General features: G+C 45.9%; 14 protein-coding genes. 4 read left to right on the plus strand and 10 right to left on the minus strand.

Going from position 1 to position 15,708, the window contains the following annotated elements:
- Positions 1-109: 109 nt before the first annotated feature.
- Positions 110-2,095 (plus strand): hypothetical protein, encoded by a 1,986-nt coding sequence (locus tag SPEA_RS05840; protein ID WP_012154371.1) that lies wholly within the window; start codon positions 110-112, stop codon positions 2,093-2,095.
- Positions 2,096-2,181: 86 nt separating this feature from the next.
- Here SPEA_RS05840 and SPEA_RS05845 read toward each other — a convergent pair whose 3' ends face one another.
- A complete protein-coding gene (locus SPEA_RS05845) occupies positions 2,182-3,339 on the minus strand; it encodes a TDT family transporter (RefSeq protein ID WP_012154372.1) in 1,158 nt (385 codons plus the stop codon).
- 171 nt (positions 3,340-3,510) lie between these two features.
- Between SPEA_RS05845 and SPEA_RS05850 the strand changes: the two genes are divergently transcribed.
- Entirely contained in the window at positions 3,511-4,395 is an 885-nt protein-coding gene (locus SPEA_RS05850) for a LysR family transcriptional regulator (RefSeq protein ID WP_150102206.1), read from the plus strand.
- An 84-nt stretch (positions 4,396-4,479) separates the two neighbouring features.
- Here SPEA_RS05850 and SPEA_RS05855 read toward each other — a convergent pair whose 3' ends face one another.
- The 9 genes from SPEA_RS05855 to SPEA_RS05895 all read right to left on the minus strand — a co-directional run bounded on the left by SPEA_RS05855 (position 4,480) and on the right by SPEA_RS05895 (position 13,377).
- Positions 4,480-6,138: a cytochrome ubiquinol oxidase subunit I gene (locus tag SPEA_RS05855; protein WP_012154374.1), complete on the minus strand. Its 1,659-nt coding sequence runs from the start codon at positions 6,136-6,138 to the stop codon at positions 4,480-4,482.
- A 226-nt stretch (positions 6,139-6,364) separates the two neighbouring features.
- Positions 6,365-8,248 (minus strand): DUF885 domain-containing protein, encoded by a 1,884-nt coding sequence (locus SPEA_RS05860; RefSeq protein ID WP_012154375.1) that lies wholly within the window; start codon positions 8,246-8,248, stop codon positions 6,365-6,367.
- A gap of 155 nt (positions 8,249-8,403) precedes the next feature.
- Positions 8,404-9,540 carry a radical SAM family heme chaperone HemW gene (hemW, locus tag SPEA_RS05865; protein WP_012154376.1) on the minus strand — a complete coding sequence of 379 codons (1,137 nt, stop codon included), beginning with the start codon at positions 9,538-9,540 and terminating at the stop codon, positions 8,404-8,406.
- On the minus strand, positions 9,540-10,139 hold the full coding sequence (gene rdgB, locus SPEA_RS05870; RefSeq protein ID WP_012154377.1) for an RdgB/HAM1 family non-canonical purine NTP pyrophosphatase: 600 nt from the start codon (positions 10,137-10,139) through the stop codon (positions 9,540-9,542). Before rdgB ends, hemW begins: the two co-directional genes overlap by 1 nt.
- A gap of 126 nt (positions 10,140-10,265) precedes the next feature.
- Complete coding sequence (locus SPEA_RS05875; protein WP_012154378.1) at positions 10,266-10,700, minus strand: DUF4426 domain-containing protein; 435 nt, start codon at positions 10,698-10,700, stop codon at positions 10,266-10,268.
- 83 nt (positions 10,701-10,783) lie between these two features.
- Entirely contained in the window at positions 10,784-11,056 is a 273-nt protein-coding gene (gene yggU, locus SPEA_RS05880) for a DUF167 family protein YggU (RefSeq protein WP_012154379.1), read from the minus strand.
- Positions 11,057-11,070: 14 nt separating this feature from the next.
- Positions 11,071-11,619: a YggT family protein gene (locus SPEA_RS05885; protein ID WP_012154380.1), complete on the minus strand. Its 549-nt coding sequence runs from the start codon at positions 11,617-11,619 to the stop codon at positions 11,071-11,073.
- Positions 11,620-11,654: 35 nt separating this feature from the next.
- Entirely contained in the window at positions 11,655-12,473 is an 819-nt protein-coding gene (proC, locus tag SPEA_RS05890; protein WP_012154381.1) for a pyrroline-5-carboxylate reductase, read from the minus strand.
- 202 nt (positions 12,474-12,675) lie between these two features.
- Complete coding sequence (locus SPEA_RS05895) at positions 12,676-13,377, minus strand: YggS family pyridoxal phosphate-dependent enzyme (protein WP_012154382.1); 702 nt, start codon at positions 13,375-13,377, stop codon at positions 12,676-12,678.
- A gap of 35 nt (positions 13,378-13,412) precedes the next feature.
- Here SPEA_RS05895 and SPEA_RS05900 point away from each other — a divergent pair, with 35 nt between their 5' ends.
- Positions 13,413-14,450, plus strand: coding sequence for a type IV pilus twitching motility protein PilT (locus tag SPEA_RS05900; RefSeq protein WP_012154383.1), 1,038 nt, complete (start codon positions 13,413-13,415; stop codon positions 14,448-14,450).
- 23 nt (positions 14,451-14,473) lie between these two features.
- Positions 14,474-15,586: a PilT/PilU family type 4a pilus ATPase gene (locus SPEA_RS05905; protein WP_012154384.1), complete on the plus strand. Its 1,113-nt coding sequence runs from the start codon at positions 14,474-14,476 to the stop codon at positions 15,584-15,586.
- Positions 15,587-15,708: the final 122 nt, after the last annotated feature.

A 15,708-nucleotide genomic window follows, 5' to 3' on the forward strand; every position in this document is an offset into this window, starting at 1 on the left:
TAATGCCCTTGAAATTAGAGTGTTAACCACCTTACACTCTGCATGAAACTGAACAGCCTATTCCATTCTCGCTTCGTAGCGCCATTTATTTTATGAGACGTGTATTACATTGAATAAATTTATTAAGTCACTTTTCTCCTCATCAGCTGATTCAGAAGCTGTTAGCTCAAGACAAGCTAGCCAAAATGAATACTCTTTTCAGCATCATCGTTTATATTACGATGGATTGCTCCAGCTACAAGTAGTTAAACAAAATGGACTCCATGTTGAGCTGCACAGTCAGTTTGAACTGCTTGGCAGCCATAACTGCGAGCTCTTGCTGGCTGAGTGGCTTGATGATAAGCGCTTTATTGCTGTGGACTCTACAGGCCGAATTTTTAGTGCTGTATTTAATGCTGCCGACTCGCGCAAGGTTAGTCTGTCAGCTATCGCATCGTTAGAACTCTACCCGACAGAGAATGCTTGTATCAGCAATGATAAACTTTGGGTCGTTGGCGCTAAGTTAGGCGGGCGACGCAGCGTGAAGTCATTATTCTGTGTCGATATTGCGTTAGCACATGAGCGAGCCATAAAGAGTCTGCAAAAGGTTAACTATTTTGAGCTCAATGCCGCAGACATCGCAGATTACCAAATGCCATTTAAGTTTGTTGATGGCAGCATGGTGTGTGTCGCAGACAATGAGTTTGTATTTTATCAGCGTGAAAAGCGCCGAATGCATCAGCTAGTGAGCTTTAATCCTATGACTGCTGAGGTTAACGTGTACCCGCTTGAGGGCAAGCCTGCACCGACGGAGATCTCTTTTCGAAATACCTTCTTTATGGATAAAAAGCGCGGTATTGCATTACTTGCCAATACCGAGACGCTTAGTTTGTCTGGCAATAAAGCTGTTGCATTGACTAATGGGGAACCGAGCTTTAATTTTGAATTACAGTTTATCGATTTTAAACAGAAAAAAGCGCTATGGAGCCACATGGTGAGGGCGCTCAAGCCATCACAAATCTGCGCTAAATATCAGGCTGAGGAACTTGTTGAATCATTAAGTGCGATTGCTGCTGGCGATACCAGCTCAAGCCATCATGATGAGCTGCAAACTTTTATCGAGTGTCTAACATCGGCAAGTGTCTCGGCCGATGGCAATAGTATCTGGCTTGGTTGGCAAGATGGAGTGGTGCAGCAGCTGTCGTTAACCGGGGAGCGTATGTCGCCCGAGTTTAACCTGATGCAAGAAAACAGCAATGGTAAGCAGCGGTCTGTACAAATCTTTGGTCATGAGCCCGTTGTGATTAAAGCTCAAATTGATAAGCAATTGATAGTGGCCGCTGGTGAAAGCGAAGATGCACGTACTTGGAAGATGGAAATTGTAGATAAACAGGAGTATTTATCGACCACACAGTCTGACAATCATGACAAGGCCGGTAGCGAATGGCAGAGTCAGAGTCAGAGTCAGAACCAAAGCCACAAAGAAAACTCAGCTAACGGTGATGTTTCAGTCGTCTGTCAGCCGCTGGAGTGCAGCTTAGTTATTCCGGCTAGTTTAGCTGAAGTGCCGACATTGAGTGGGCAAGTCGATATTTGTCTTCAAGATGTCAATGATACTGAAGCAAAGGTTCGCTCGCTTGAAAAGCTCAATAGTCTTATGCCAACACTTAAGATTCATTACCATCAAAGTAACCAGGCATCGCTATTCTTTGGCTTTGTAAATCAGCAAGTCGACGGCTGCGCCGTGCAGAGCGAATATGATGTGTTTGCCGCTGCAGCTTACGATGAAAAGGGCGCGGAGTTATTAGCGAGTATTATCGAGCAGTTTGCTAGTTGGAATAGCGCCGCGGATTTGACGGGCCTTAAAGGCGCGCCAATAATGGCCGATGCGGTGTTAGGTCTGGCTGATAAGCGCCAGTATTTGCATATTCTTGCTAAGTACTTTATTGCCATTGGTGGTCAAGAGCCGATCCATCCATTTCATGTCAACAGAACCATGATGGTGATCCGTGAGCAACATGCCGATACGCCTGAGCTAGCAGATTTTATGGCGAAAGTGCCATGGCCTTGGAATGATGTAAGTTTTACCGTACCTAATGTCGGTGATTATGACTAAATGCTAGCAGGGCTCTGGTATTGGGGGGTAGGAGCAAGGTCGTATGACCTCGCTCCTGTCTGTGGCGCTAGCGTAGCAAGGCGTGTCTAAAGCTGACCTTTCTTAGAAACAATATGGGATGATGTGGTTGGATTTTTCATTATATGGCCGCCTTTCAAGCCTTTTATAGTACCAATTGCAGCAATAATCCAAGCGCAAATTAAGCCGGTAAATAACATAATCGCTGCCCACTCAAAGGCGGGCAGCCCAGTATGTATTGCCAGCTGGCTTGTGCCGGTAACACAAGTGCCAACGGGGAAAGTAAACGCCCACCAAGTCAGTGCAAAGGGCATTTTCCTGCGCAGAGCACTTAATGTCAGTAAGCTTGCTAATATCGACCAGAAAAAAGCAAAACCCCAAATAGGCACGCCATAGAGAATAGCCATGGTATTCATGCTTGTGGCGATCGGTTCGTCGACCACAAGCACTGCTACAGCCCCTAGGGTCCCCGCCGCGGTAATCGACTGACCTAAAGGCCCCAAGATTATCCATAGCGTGGGGACTCGTGCTCCTCCTGACGTCCCTGAGTGAACTAAGCGGCTCCATATCATGGTGATAATAATGAGGGCGCTCATTAAGCTAACGCCAAACATGGCATAGCAGGCGTAAAGCATTGTCTGCTGCATAGCGATAGTTGGCGCATGGGGAATTAACATGGCGCCAATGGCCGCAGAGACCATAGGTGGGACGACGGGCATAAGCCAACCGCCGAAAGCTGCGTCACTGCGGATTTTATAATGGGTGAAAAGACGAAATGTGATAATCACGGCTGTTGCTATCCCGCCAAGAGTACCAATAAACCACAGTGTCCAAGCTATGGTTATCGACGTCTCTGAGGCCATGATTTCTGGCCCGAACAAGATAGTTCCTCCTGCCACCGTAAGCATCGCCATTGGCGGCGCCCCGAAAAACTGTGCCATAACCGGATCATTAAATTGTCGCTTGATGATATGGGGCTTAAGAATCGTCTGAATAATCTTTATCAGTAACATGGCCAGAAGCATCAAGGCTGCGAGTAACCAAATAACAAACCCTATGCTGCTAAGGTCTTTACCGACTAGAGGTAAACCGACTGCTGCGTTAGCTATGATGCCTGTCCCCATCACTGAGGCAAACCAGTTTGGCCCTATCTCTGTACTTAGCTCTGGATTTGGCTCTGGATGATTTAGTTCTGTACTGGGCTCGACTTGAGTATTGTCAGACATATGTCCCCTTAACGGCTAAATTTTCAACTAACGTTACAACCTCAACTATTAAAACTATGTTGCTTGTGATGATAAGTACAATTTTGAATTGCTTGCTGCTAAACAAATTGAACTAACAAGATTTGCTAAGTGTCTATTTATACTTTTTGACTTGTTTAAATGGGGGGGGCTTTGAATAGAAATATTTCTGATTTGAATCAAATCAGGTTGTTACTGGATTTAGTTCATACTAAAAACATGAGCCGCACCGCACAGCGCTTAGGTAAAACAACCAGTGCTATATCTAAAAACTTGCAGCGACTGCGTGAAGAGCTTTGCGACCCCCTCTTTATTAGGCAGCCATCAGGACTAGAGCCGACGACATACGCCTTAACTCTTACCGCTAAACTGACTAATATTCAAAAGGATATCGATGCAGCCTTCGATTCTGAGTCATTCGATCCTAAGTTATTTAAAGGTAAAATCACCTTAGCTGCGAATACGGCGTTAATGCACCAATATCAGGGGGAACTATTACTCGCGTTAACAGAGCAGGCGCCGCTGGCCAATATTGAAATTGTCCAATGGCAAGAGGATAGTTATCAGAGAATACTCGATGGCAGTATTAATGCAGGCCTACAATTTTTGAATGAGAATTGCACTCAATCTATTATGCAGCATGTTCTTCAAAGGCATGAGATTGTGCTAGTCACTGGTGGCAAGCATAGTGCATCAAGCGCAAGAGAGGCCTTATCATCTCCCTTAGCAGTGCTTAAGATCCATGGTTGGAATGCTGACTCGGTTCGCTTTTCTCGCTACCTCTATCAGAAGGGGGTAGAGCATAATGTGCGTTTGCAGTGTGAAGATCTTCCTAGCCTATTATCATGCCTTGAGCGCAGTAATTTTGTCTCTCCGTTACCACGCTTCCTATGTCCAGGTAACTTAAAAGCGCTTACCTTAGATGAGCCGGGTAATGAGATAAGCTCAGTGGTGTGTATCCCCTCTACTCATAGAAACGAGCCACTGTATCAATGGCTCGTAGGACTCATTAAATCACTAATGCCAGTAAAGTTGTGAATATAGACAAGATAGCCTATTGCTTAACGAGTTTATTGGCGATAAACGCCGCTGCGATAGCGACAAAAATGACAGAGAAATAGATCATAGTGACTCCGGTTTTATGTTTGTTAATGTAGCTGTTGTTGATGCTGTTTTAGCAGGCTCTGCTTCTAAAGCGTCGGTCTGGATAGCACCAGCCTGTAAACAGACTTTCTCGACTGAAATAGCAGGCTTAGGGCCTTGTTTTATCCAGCGAGCCAATATGACTCCCAAGATCAGAAATAGGGCGGCGTAGCTCATGAGTAAGGTCGGTAGCTGAAACCCATTGGTTTGCCCTGTTGCAAACGAACCCGCACCCTGTAATGTTGGCATCACGCCATAAATCACCCAAGGTTGACGGCCATACTCAGAAAGAAGCCAGCCGGATAAATAAGCGATAAAAGGAATGGGCAGGGCATAGGTGCTGAGCTTGAGTAGTCTAGTGCTAACGCTGTTAACTCTGCCTTTGATGGCTAGGTAAATCCAGTAACTACTGAGTAGCAAAATGAATATGCCTGCGCCGACCATCACACGGAAACTAAAAAATAGCAGGCAAACATTGTTGACCGTGTCGTTAGCCGCTAGGCGGATCTGCTCTTCGGTTACCTCGATTAGATCCGGATTGTATTTTCGAACTAGCTCGGCATAGCCAAGATCTTGCTGGTGGGCTTGTATAAGCTCTCTTTTAGCCTGTTTGTTTGATGAAGATGAGTAAGCTGCGATGGCCTGATGGGCTAATAAGCCGTTGCGAATACGCTGCATATTTTCAGCTCTTAACTGCTTGATGCCCTTCACCGGCTGAGTGTCATCGGTTCCAGATAGCATCCAGCCAAGCACTTTAGGGATCTTAACTTCGAATCTATTCTCCTCTGCTTGCTGATCCGGTAGTGCAAATAACACCAGATCGGCACCATCTTGCTGCGTCTTCCATAAGGCTTCGAGTTGCGCCAATTTCATCGGTTGCGCCTGATGAACGTCACGGCCGTGAATGTCTCCGCTAAATATGGCAAACAGTGAGAAACATAAGCCGATACTGGCTCCTATCACTACCCCCGTTTGGGCAAAGGCTTGTTGTCTATTTTTTTGTAGGTAATAGCAGGACAAAGAGATAAGAGTCACGCCACCGATTAAGAATGCACCAGTAAACATATGGGCAAAGCGTGTACTTGCCATAGGTGTGCTGACAATTTCAAGTAGCGAACTTGCTTGGTATGTCATGGTGTTGATATCAAATTGCATTGCTGAGCTTGGATCATGCATCCAGCCATTGAGTACGATGACTGGTAGCTCGGTATAGGCACAGATAAAGGGTAATAACCAAGTGATGAAAAGGTGAACCTTGGCGGGAAGATATCGCCAACCGACATAGAACAGGCTCACCGCGGTAAGCCAGAGCATCATACCAGTAGACACTATGGTGCCAAGCAGTCCGACATATTCACTGAATACGCTGTTGATAAATATGTCGAGTTGTTGCCAGTCTTCCGGCATGGGAGGAGTTAATATACCAGTGATAATTAATACAAACACAATAGGCAAACACAGCTTGCCAATAAATTGCGCTGCCGATTTATATTCAGCATTTGATTTGGTGACGTATAAGGTTTCAAAAATTGCAGTGACTAGCATAAGGCCAATAAACAGAGGCACAAAAATTTGGTGCACCATCATACTGAGTGCAAATTCGAGTCTGGCGCTATCGGTTAAAGCGTGTTCAATCATTAGTACTTACCTATCCATATAGTTAGGCAGACCATAACAGGATTGATTTTCCTATAAGTTGAATCTGTTTTTCCTGAAACGATATTTAGTCAGGGAAATGGTTCTGAAGTTAGTTGACTTTGTTAGCGCAGCCGCTAGGTATAAAATTGTGGATGGAACAATAAAAAATCGGTCACATCTAGTGACCGATTCGTTGGTTTCATTGAGATCTTCTAATCAGATTCGTTTAGCTGTTTTGCTCAATCCACAGGTCGATTTCACTTTCTAGTACATCTAATGGTACGGGGCCATTTTTGAGTACGATAGTGTGAAAATCACGAATATCAAACTTATCGCCTAGCGCTTGCTGCGCCTTATCTCTAAGCGCCAATAGCTTAAGCATGCCCACCTTGTAGGCAGTGGCTTGTGATGGCATCACGATATGACGTTCAACCATCTTGATAGCGTCAGATTTAGCATTGGGCGTATTAGTGACGTAGTACTCGATGGACTCTTCACGAGTCCATTTCTTAGCATGAATACCTGTATCGACTACTAAGCGGCATGCGCGCCAAAGCTCCATGGCTAAGCGGCCAAAGTCAGAGTAGGGATCTGAATACATGCCCATCTCCTTCGGGAAGTACTCGCTGTATAGACCCCAGCCCTCAATATATGCAGTGTAACCGCCGAACTTACGAAACTTAGGTACAGCCTCCAGCTCTTGAGCGATTGCTATCTGCATATGATGCCCCGGCGTGCCTTCATGGTAAGCCAGAGCTTCCATCTGATACTTTGGCATCGCCTTCATATCATACAGGTTAGCGTAGTAAGTGCCTGGACGGCTGCCATCGGGTGATGGGTTGCTATAAAACGCCTTACCGGCAGACTTCTCTCTAAAGGCTTCGACCTGTTTTACGATCATTGGTGCCTTAGGTTTGACCTTGAACACTTCGTCTAAGCGACCGCTCATGGTGTCGATAAGTGCGGTGGCTTCACTTAAGTAGGCTTGGCGACCCTTATCGTCATTGGCATAGTAAAACTGCTCGTCATCACGCATGAACTTAAAGAACTCAGCGAGTGAGCCTTCGAAGTTAACCTTGTTCATGATGTCACGCATCTCGCTGTGAATACGCGCCACTTCCGATAAGCCAAGTTCATGGATTTCACTGGCGCTCATATCGGTTGTTGTCGTGCGTGCGAGTGCGTTGTTGTAATACGAGTCACCTTGAGGGAATTTCCAGGCGCCATCGCGGGTATCGGCTTTAGTTTCAAGCTTGGTCATATAGGCGATGAGCTTGTCGTAGGCAGGTTTTACATCTGTTACTAATGCGCTTTTAGCCTCACGTAATAAGCTTTCCTTGTCGCTATCGCTGATTTCAAGTTTTGCCATTTTACGCTTAAAGTCGGCCCAAAGAGCGCTGTCTTTTACTCTTTCATTAGTCGCCGAATTTGCTGTAAATGGTGCGCCTGCAACTATGTTCTTGCTGTCGTTGATCACGTAAGGAAAGACAAACTTAGGTGCGATAATGCCTTTGCTTTCACGCACTTCTAATGCAGTTTGTAGCTGAGATAAACGTTTAGGCACGCCTTGCAAGCGGCTTATATAGGCCTTGGCATCTTCGACATTACCAATTTGGTGCTGGTTTATCAGAAACGAAGCTATTTGCGAGTGGCCGCCATACATCTGGTTAACGGGGTAGCTATGGTAACGCCATTTATCGTCTTTAATGGCTTGCTGAAGCTTTTGCGTTAGTAGTTGGTAGCTAAGTAGAGTTTGTCTATCGAGCTTGCTTGAGTTGATTTTTTGAAGCTGAGCTAAATGTTTTTTGTCGCGGGCAAGGGCGGCATCATCGGCAGTATCGCCCATCTCATCCCATTTATCGTAATCGGTTTTAATGCCGAGATGGGTTTGGGAGATGGGGCTTGCCATGACATTTTCCATGAAAATGCTTTCGAATAAGGCGTTGGCTTTTTCTGACTCACTCTCTGCCTTATGGGCAACGGGCTCACTTGGGCTAGATAGTGAAGTGGAAGTTGGGGCGGCGACGGCGGAGGCGCCAAGCATAGTGCTGGCGCTGAGCCCAAATGAGAGCGAGAGGGCAATAAGGCTAACTTTTGTTTTTATAGGCATTTTTAGGCTTCCTTAGAATTATGATTGTTATCCTAAAGAAGCCAGCGGTTAATTTTTTGATCTAAGTGTTAGCAAATATTTCCAAATCTATAGGCTGTGGCTTATTAATTAAGCTATTCAGTTGCTTAGGGAGTATTAGTAAGCCGTTATACCATCTATAGGAATTGTGACAGTAGCTCATTGACGAACATGTGACCTTTGCTAGTCAGCTGCCAGTGTTCATCCGATTCAGTCATTAAGCCCTTAGCACAGCCTTGCTTAACTCCGTCACTGATGGTGTCTCGAGTTAAACCTGTGCGCTGTTCAAATTCCACCTTAGGAATTGGACTCATTAGGCGCAAGCGGTTCATCAGATATTCTAAGGCTCTGTCTTCCTCTACCACCTCTGTTGTTTCATCGGTGTAGTTATCAGCGGCTAAATAACCTTTAGGGTGCTTAATCTTGACGGTGCGGACAATTTTATTGTCATCAAGTAGGGTTATTTTACCATGAGCGCCACAACCAATCCCTAAGTAGTCGCCAAACTGCCAGTAGTTAAGGTTGTGTCTGCATTGGAAGCCTTCTTTGGCATAGGCCGAGATCTCGTACTGCTGGTAACCTAGCGCAGCTAGACGCTTTTGCCCCTGCTCGTAGATCTGCCATAGGTTTTCATCATCAGGAAGCTGTGGCGGCTTAGAGTGGAATAGGGTATTAGGCTCAATCGTTAGTTGATACCAAGACAGGTGGGGCGGAGCAAGCTCTGCTGCGGTCTCTATGTCGCTAAGGGCTTCATCAAAACTTTGGTTTGGCAGGCCGTGCATCAAGTCTAAGTTAAAGCTCTGGTAACCAGAGACTTTAGCCTTTTGGGCGGCAATATGAGCTTCGTCTTTATTGTGAATACGCCCGAGCAGGTTGAGCTTGTCGCTAGAGAAACTCTGTACCCCGATTGATAGTCGGGTCACGCCAGCTTTGCAATAAGCTTCGAAATCATCGTGCTCAAGGGTGCCAGGATTAGCCTCCATGGTAATTTCGATATTGTCGCTAAACGGAACTAGCTTATCGACTTCAGCTAATAAGCGCCCAATCTGCGCGGCATCGAACAGAGAGGGCGTGCCGCCACCGATAAAAATCGTGTCTAAACGTCTACCTTGCACGTAATGCAGATCTTGCTTGAGATCTTTTATCAGTGCATCGATATATTCAGTTTGCGGCAGTTCACCATGCTGTCCATGGGAATTGAAGTCGCAGTAAGGGCACTTTTGTACGCACCAAGGAATATGGATATATAGGCTTAACGGTGGCAGGGTTAACATTAGTTAAAGATACCTTGTTGCTTCATGGCTTCGATTAACAACACTAGGGCTTTACCACGATGGCTTAGCTTATTCTTCTCATCACTGCTTAGCTCTGCAGCAGCGCATTCGTGCTCTGCAGGGATAAAGATAGGATCGTAACCGTGGCCGTTTACGCCTTGCGCAGCAAAACCAATAGTGCCTTCCCATGACGCTTGGCAGATGATTGGGGTTGGATCTTTAGCATGACGCATATAAACCAATACGCACTGAAAGCGTGCACTACGCTCAGCTTGGTCTTCAAGGGCATTTAATAATTTTGTGTAGTTTTGCTCATCTTTAGCGCCTTCTCCAGCGTAACGCGCCGAGTAAATACCGGGTGCGCCTTGTAAGAAGTCAACTTCTAGACCCGAGTCATCGGCAATGGCGGCATGGCCAGTGATCTCAGCGGCATGTCTGGCCTTGATGATGGCATTTTCAACAAATGTGGTACCCGTCTCAGCCACTTCTGACACATTGAATTGGCTCTGAGCTAAGATCTCGACGCCGTAATCGGCCATCAATTCAGAAAATTCTTTGAGTTTACCTTTGTTGCCGCTAGCAAGGACGATTTGATTCATGGGATGCCTGTAGATGAGTCTAAAAATAATGGCGGCAATAATAGCCGAGATACGGGGTTTTCGATAGAGTAAACGTCACAAAAAAACAGGGGCGCTAGGCCCCTGTGTGTTCGATTCAATCTAAGATTATTCGACGTAAAACTTCTGCTTAAACTTGAGTATTGTGTTGAGTTTTTTACCGTACTTGACTGCGATTTTAAAGTTTATCTCTTGATCGTCACGGTAAGGGACTTCAGCGATGTAATAGATAGAGTCCCCTTCACGAATTTCTCTAAACTTTAAGTCGACTCTGGCATCGAGTAAGTTATTGGCGACACCAGAAATTTCCACGGGTACTGCAGGATTCCCCTTAACGCTTGTGTCGAGCACCGCAATATTAATTATGCCAGTGTAGCTACTACGCTTGATGCCATAAGACTTGGCAATACTAGGGGTTAAAAAGGTGCTGCTAAGGGCAACATAGTGGATATCGTAGTTACCCACTTTTTCTTTTTGTTCGGCAAATGCGTTGCTGCTTAGGCAAAAACAGAGCATTAGCATAGTGGTTAAAGACCTGACCATATTCGTTTTCCTGAGGAAGATATCTTGTTAACAGTATAGAACTTAGTTTAGCTCAACGCCTTAAACTTCTTATAACTATAAGGTTACAAAAGGTTTTGTACTTCAGCTGGAATAAGCTTAGGAGCGGTGATCCTGACTTGTTTATGGCGTCCCATCTGGCCTTTAATAATGTCTATATCCCCTTTAGGGACTTTAAAGGCTTTCGATAGGTACTTAGTAAGATGGGCGTTGGCCTTGCCGTCTACGGGGGGCGCAGTAATGGCTATTTTAATCTCTTCACCATGTAGGCCGACTATTTGGTCGCGACTAGCTTTAGGCTGAATATAGAGTTGAAGCAGCAGGTCGCCCTGCTGCATTATGGCTGGTGTCACTATACGCTAGCCCAGAATGGTATGTATTGCGCTAGTAAGATATTGACGAAGTTAAGGATAATCATCATCACTAGCAGTGATAAGTCTAGTCCGCCCATCGCTGGCAAAATGCGGCGGATTGGCGCAAGTAGCGGCTCAGTTAACTGACCCATTACCATTTCGATTGGGTTACTGCCTTGGCTTACCCAGCTTAAAATCGCACGTAGGATCAGCATCCAAAATAGCAATACGCCGGCTTCTTTAATCACCGACACTAAAGAGACAAGCAGTAAGGTAGGTACATTAATTGCCGCACCAGCCATCAGGCTTAAGATGACAAACTTAAGTACCACAACCGTTATTGCGAGTACGAAAGAGGCGGTATCAAAACTGCCAAAAGAGGGCAGTACGCGTCTTAAAGGGCCAACAATTGGGTGAGTGGCCTTTACGATAAACTGACTGAAAGGGTTATAAAAATCGGCTCTAGCTAATTGTAGCCAGATACGTAACACCACGACCATCAGGTATAGATCGAATACCGTGCTTATCAGAAAACTAAATGCATTCATCTGTTTACTCTACTTGTTCAAGTTAAATTTAAAAACTAGTACTGCTTGGCCATCTCTTCGGCGCGGGCGATACAATTGTTCATTGCATTATCGACCAAACCTCTTAAATCACCTTTTTCAAACGTCTCAACCGCCTGCGCCGTTGTGCCGCCTTTTGATGTTACGTTCGCTCTAAGCTGAGCAAGACTCACATCTGGGTTTTGTTTGACCATCAAGGCCGCGCCAAGTGCTGCTTGCTGCGCCATCTCTCTTGCGGCAAGTTCAGACATGCCACCTTTCACTGCACTTTCTACCATAGATTCTAAAAATAGGAAGAAATATGCTGGAGAGCTACCCGCAAGTGCGATCACTTGGTTTAATTCATCTTCCTTACTGACCCAGACGACTTCGCCGCCAGTTGCCATTAAGGTTTCGCAAATGGCTTTTTGCTCAGCCGATATGTCATCGCCCGCATAGAGCCCTGTCAAGCCTACACCTATTTGGGTGGGAGTATTAGGCATAGTGCGAATTAGTTTGATCTCTTGCTTAAAATAATCACTATAACGCTTGGCTGTTACGCCTGCGGCTATGGTGATAATCAGTTTATTAGAAAGGTCCAGACCGCTTAGCTCTTCGCCGACGACTTGCATCAGGTGTGGCTTTACGCCAAGCACGATAACATCGGCCGCTTGCGCCGCATCTAGGTTGTTATTCGATACCTTAATGCCAAAGTCTGCCACCATAGCATCGAGCTTAGGTTGGCTTGGATTCGTGGCTTGGATTAGCTCAGGGCTATAGCCACTTTTGACTAAGCCACTGACGATACTGCGGGTCATATTGCCTGCGCCGATAAAGCATACTTTCTTTTGTGTCATGGAGATCTCTTTTTGTTTTAGTTAGCTGCACCGAACATCTTTTGCACTTACAAGGAAAAAGATTATTTAATTAAGGGCTATTTTACTAAAGACTATTTCAGTAAGCGCTATTTTACTCATTAATATCTGGCCGAGTAAGAGCAATATAAGTTTTATGTTATTAAACAATTTTCATATTGATACTCAATCCGCCAGTTGTTGCTTATGCCTTGCTGTAATCACGCTCGCCAAAGATAGCGCTACCAATACGCACCATGGTTGATCCATGGGCAACGGCAAGCTCTAGGTCATTACTCATGCCAACAGACAGGGTATCGACATAATCAAAGCGTTGAGCCAATTGGTTATACAGTGCCTGCAAGGCTGCCATTTCATCTGTGGCCGTTTGTTCATCGACATCGGCCGATGGAATAGCCATCAAGCCGCGAAGAGTCAGATTAGGCATCTGGGCAATCTTGTCTGCGAGAGCCAATATTTCATTGGCCGCGACGCCAGACTTACTCGCTTCTTGGCTGATGTTGACTTGAATACACACATTGATCGGCGGCATCGAGTCCGGGCGCTGCTCATTCAGCCGTTGGGCGATTTTTTCACGCTCGACTGTATGCATCCAGTCAAACAGTGTCGCAACCACTTTGGTTTTGTTTGATTGTAGTGGCCCGATAAAGTGCCACTCAATATCTGGGTAGTCTTCGCTAAGTGCATTGACCTTAGATTCGCCCTCTTGCACATAGTTTTCGCCGAAGCGACGCTGACCCGCATGATAGGCTTCAATGATCTGGTTATTGGGTTTTGTTTTGCTCACGGCAAGGAGTTGTACATCTTCTGCTCGGCGAGAAGAATTTTGCGCCGCTTGTGCAATCCGGCTCTGGGCGATTGCGAGTCTGTCTGTTATTGTTGTCATGTTGTAAGTTTTTGGTTGAATGGATATCCCAAACTATGGAAATCACAGAGTTACTTGCCTTTAGTGTAAAACACAATGCATCAGATCTACACCTTTCAGCGGGTGTTTCTCCCATGATCCGTGTTGATGGTGAAGTGAGAAAGATTAATTTACCCGCTTTAGATCACCAAGGTGTACATAGCTTAGTCTACGACATCATGAACGATAAGCAGCGTAAGGATTATGAAGAGCACCTAGAGATAGATTTCTCGTTTGAAGTGCCGGGTCTTGCACGTTTTCGTGTTAATGCTTTTAACCAGTCTCGTGGTTCGGCGGCGGTTTTCCGTACCATTCCCAGTGACATCTTGAGTCTGGAGCAATTAGGCGCACCGGAGATCTTCAAAAAAATCTCAAGTTTCCCCCGTGGTCTAGTATTGGTCACCGGCCCAACTGGCTCGGGAAAGAGTACCACCTTGGCGGCAATGATCGATTATGTGAACGAAAACCGTCACGACCACATTCTGACCATTGAAGATCCGATAGAATTTGTTCATCAAAATAAGCAGTGCTTGATTAACCAACGTGAAGTGCATCGCCATACCCACAGCTTTAACGCGGCACTGAGAAGTGCACTGCGTGAAGATCCAGACGTGATCTTAGTCGGTGAGATGCGAGATCTTGAAACCATTCGTCTGGCGATGACAGCGGCGGAAACGGGTCACTTAGTCTTTGGAACCCTGCATACCACCTCTGCGGCTAAAACCATTGACCGTATTGTCGACGTTTTCCCTGAAGGTGAGAAAGGCATGGTAAGAACCATGTTGTCTGAATCTTTGCAGGCGGTTATCTCTCAGACCTTGATTAAGAAAGTGGGCGGCGGCCGAGTGGCGGCGCATGAGATCATGATGGGGACGCCTGCGATTCGTAACCTTATTCGTGAGGATAAAGTCGCGCAGATGTATTCGGCAATTCAAACGGGTATGGCCCACGGAATGCAGACGCTGGACCAATGTTTACAGAACTTGGTTAATCGCGGCCAAATCTCCCGTGAAGATGCCATGGCTAAGAGCTCGAATAAACAAACCAACTTTTAATAGGTAATAGGGATAGCTAGTCTATGGATGTTCGTCCTTTTCTAAAGGTGATGATTGAGCGTAAGGCATCGGATCTATTTATTACCGCAGGTTTCCCACCGAGCGCTAAAGTTGATGGTGAGCTGCGCCCCTTAGGTGAGAATGCTTTTACTCCTGCCCAGTCGTTAGATTTTGTTGAGTCATTGATGACTGATGTGCAAAAGCAGGAATTTCACGGGACTCGTGAGTGTAACTTTGCCTTTTCGGCTAAAGATCTTGGCCGATTTCGTGTCAGCGCCTTTTGGCAGCGTGAGTTTCCCGGCTGCGTGATGCGTCGAATCGAGACTCAGATCCCTGAGGTTGATGACTTAATGTTGCCGCCTATCTTAAAAGATTTGGTGATGAGTAAGCGCGGCTTAGTGATTTTGGTTGGTGGTACCGGTACAGGTAAGTCGACCTCGCTTGCGGCACTGGTCGGCTATCGAAATACCCATGCCCGCGGTCATATTCTGACGATTGAAGATCCGGTGGAATTTGTTCATGAGCATAAGCAGAGCATCATTACTCAGCGTGAGGTGGGGATCGATACCGAGTCTTTCGATGCAGCGCTTAAAAGTTCTCTGCGTCAGGCGCCTGATGTGATTTTGATCGGTGAAATTCGTAGCCAGGAAACTATGGAGTTCGCGCTGTCTTTTGCCGAGACGGGTCACCTTTGTATGGCGACTCTGCATGCTAATAACGCTAACCAAGCGCTCGACCGTATCATGCATTTAGTGCCGGAGAGTAAGCACCATCAACTGCTGTTTGATTTGTCGTTAAACTTACGCGGTATTGTGGCGCAGCAATTGGTGCCTAAGAGCGATGGCAGCGGAAGGCGTGCGGCGATTGAGGTATTGATTAATACCCCGCGTGTCGCCAGCTTGATTGCTAAAAATGAGCTGCATACCCTTAAAGAAACCATGGCAAAGTCAAATGAGCAGGGGATGCAGACCTTCGACCAAGCTTTGTTAAAGCTCTACAGCGAGGGCGAGATCAGTTACGCCGATGCGCTGCATCATGCGGATTCACCAAACGACCTGCGACTGATGATCAAGCTACAAAGCTCAGATACGACTAGCAGTAGCTCTATGGATGGGGTCACACTCAATTTAGACTAGGCTAAGTCACCCCGATAAAAGCTGGCAATATATTCAATTGCCAGCTTTTTTTACGGCCCGTGTTGAACTCAAAGCAGATTAAAACGTATCTGTAGATAATATTCAAAGGTTAAGGAGTTATC

The organism is Shewanella pealeana ATCC 700345, from assembly GCF_000018285.1.
GTDB classification, from domain to species: domain Bacteria; phylum Pseudomonadota; class Gammaproteobacteria; order Enterobacterales; family Shewanellaceae; genus Shewanella; species Shewanella pealeana.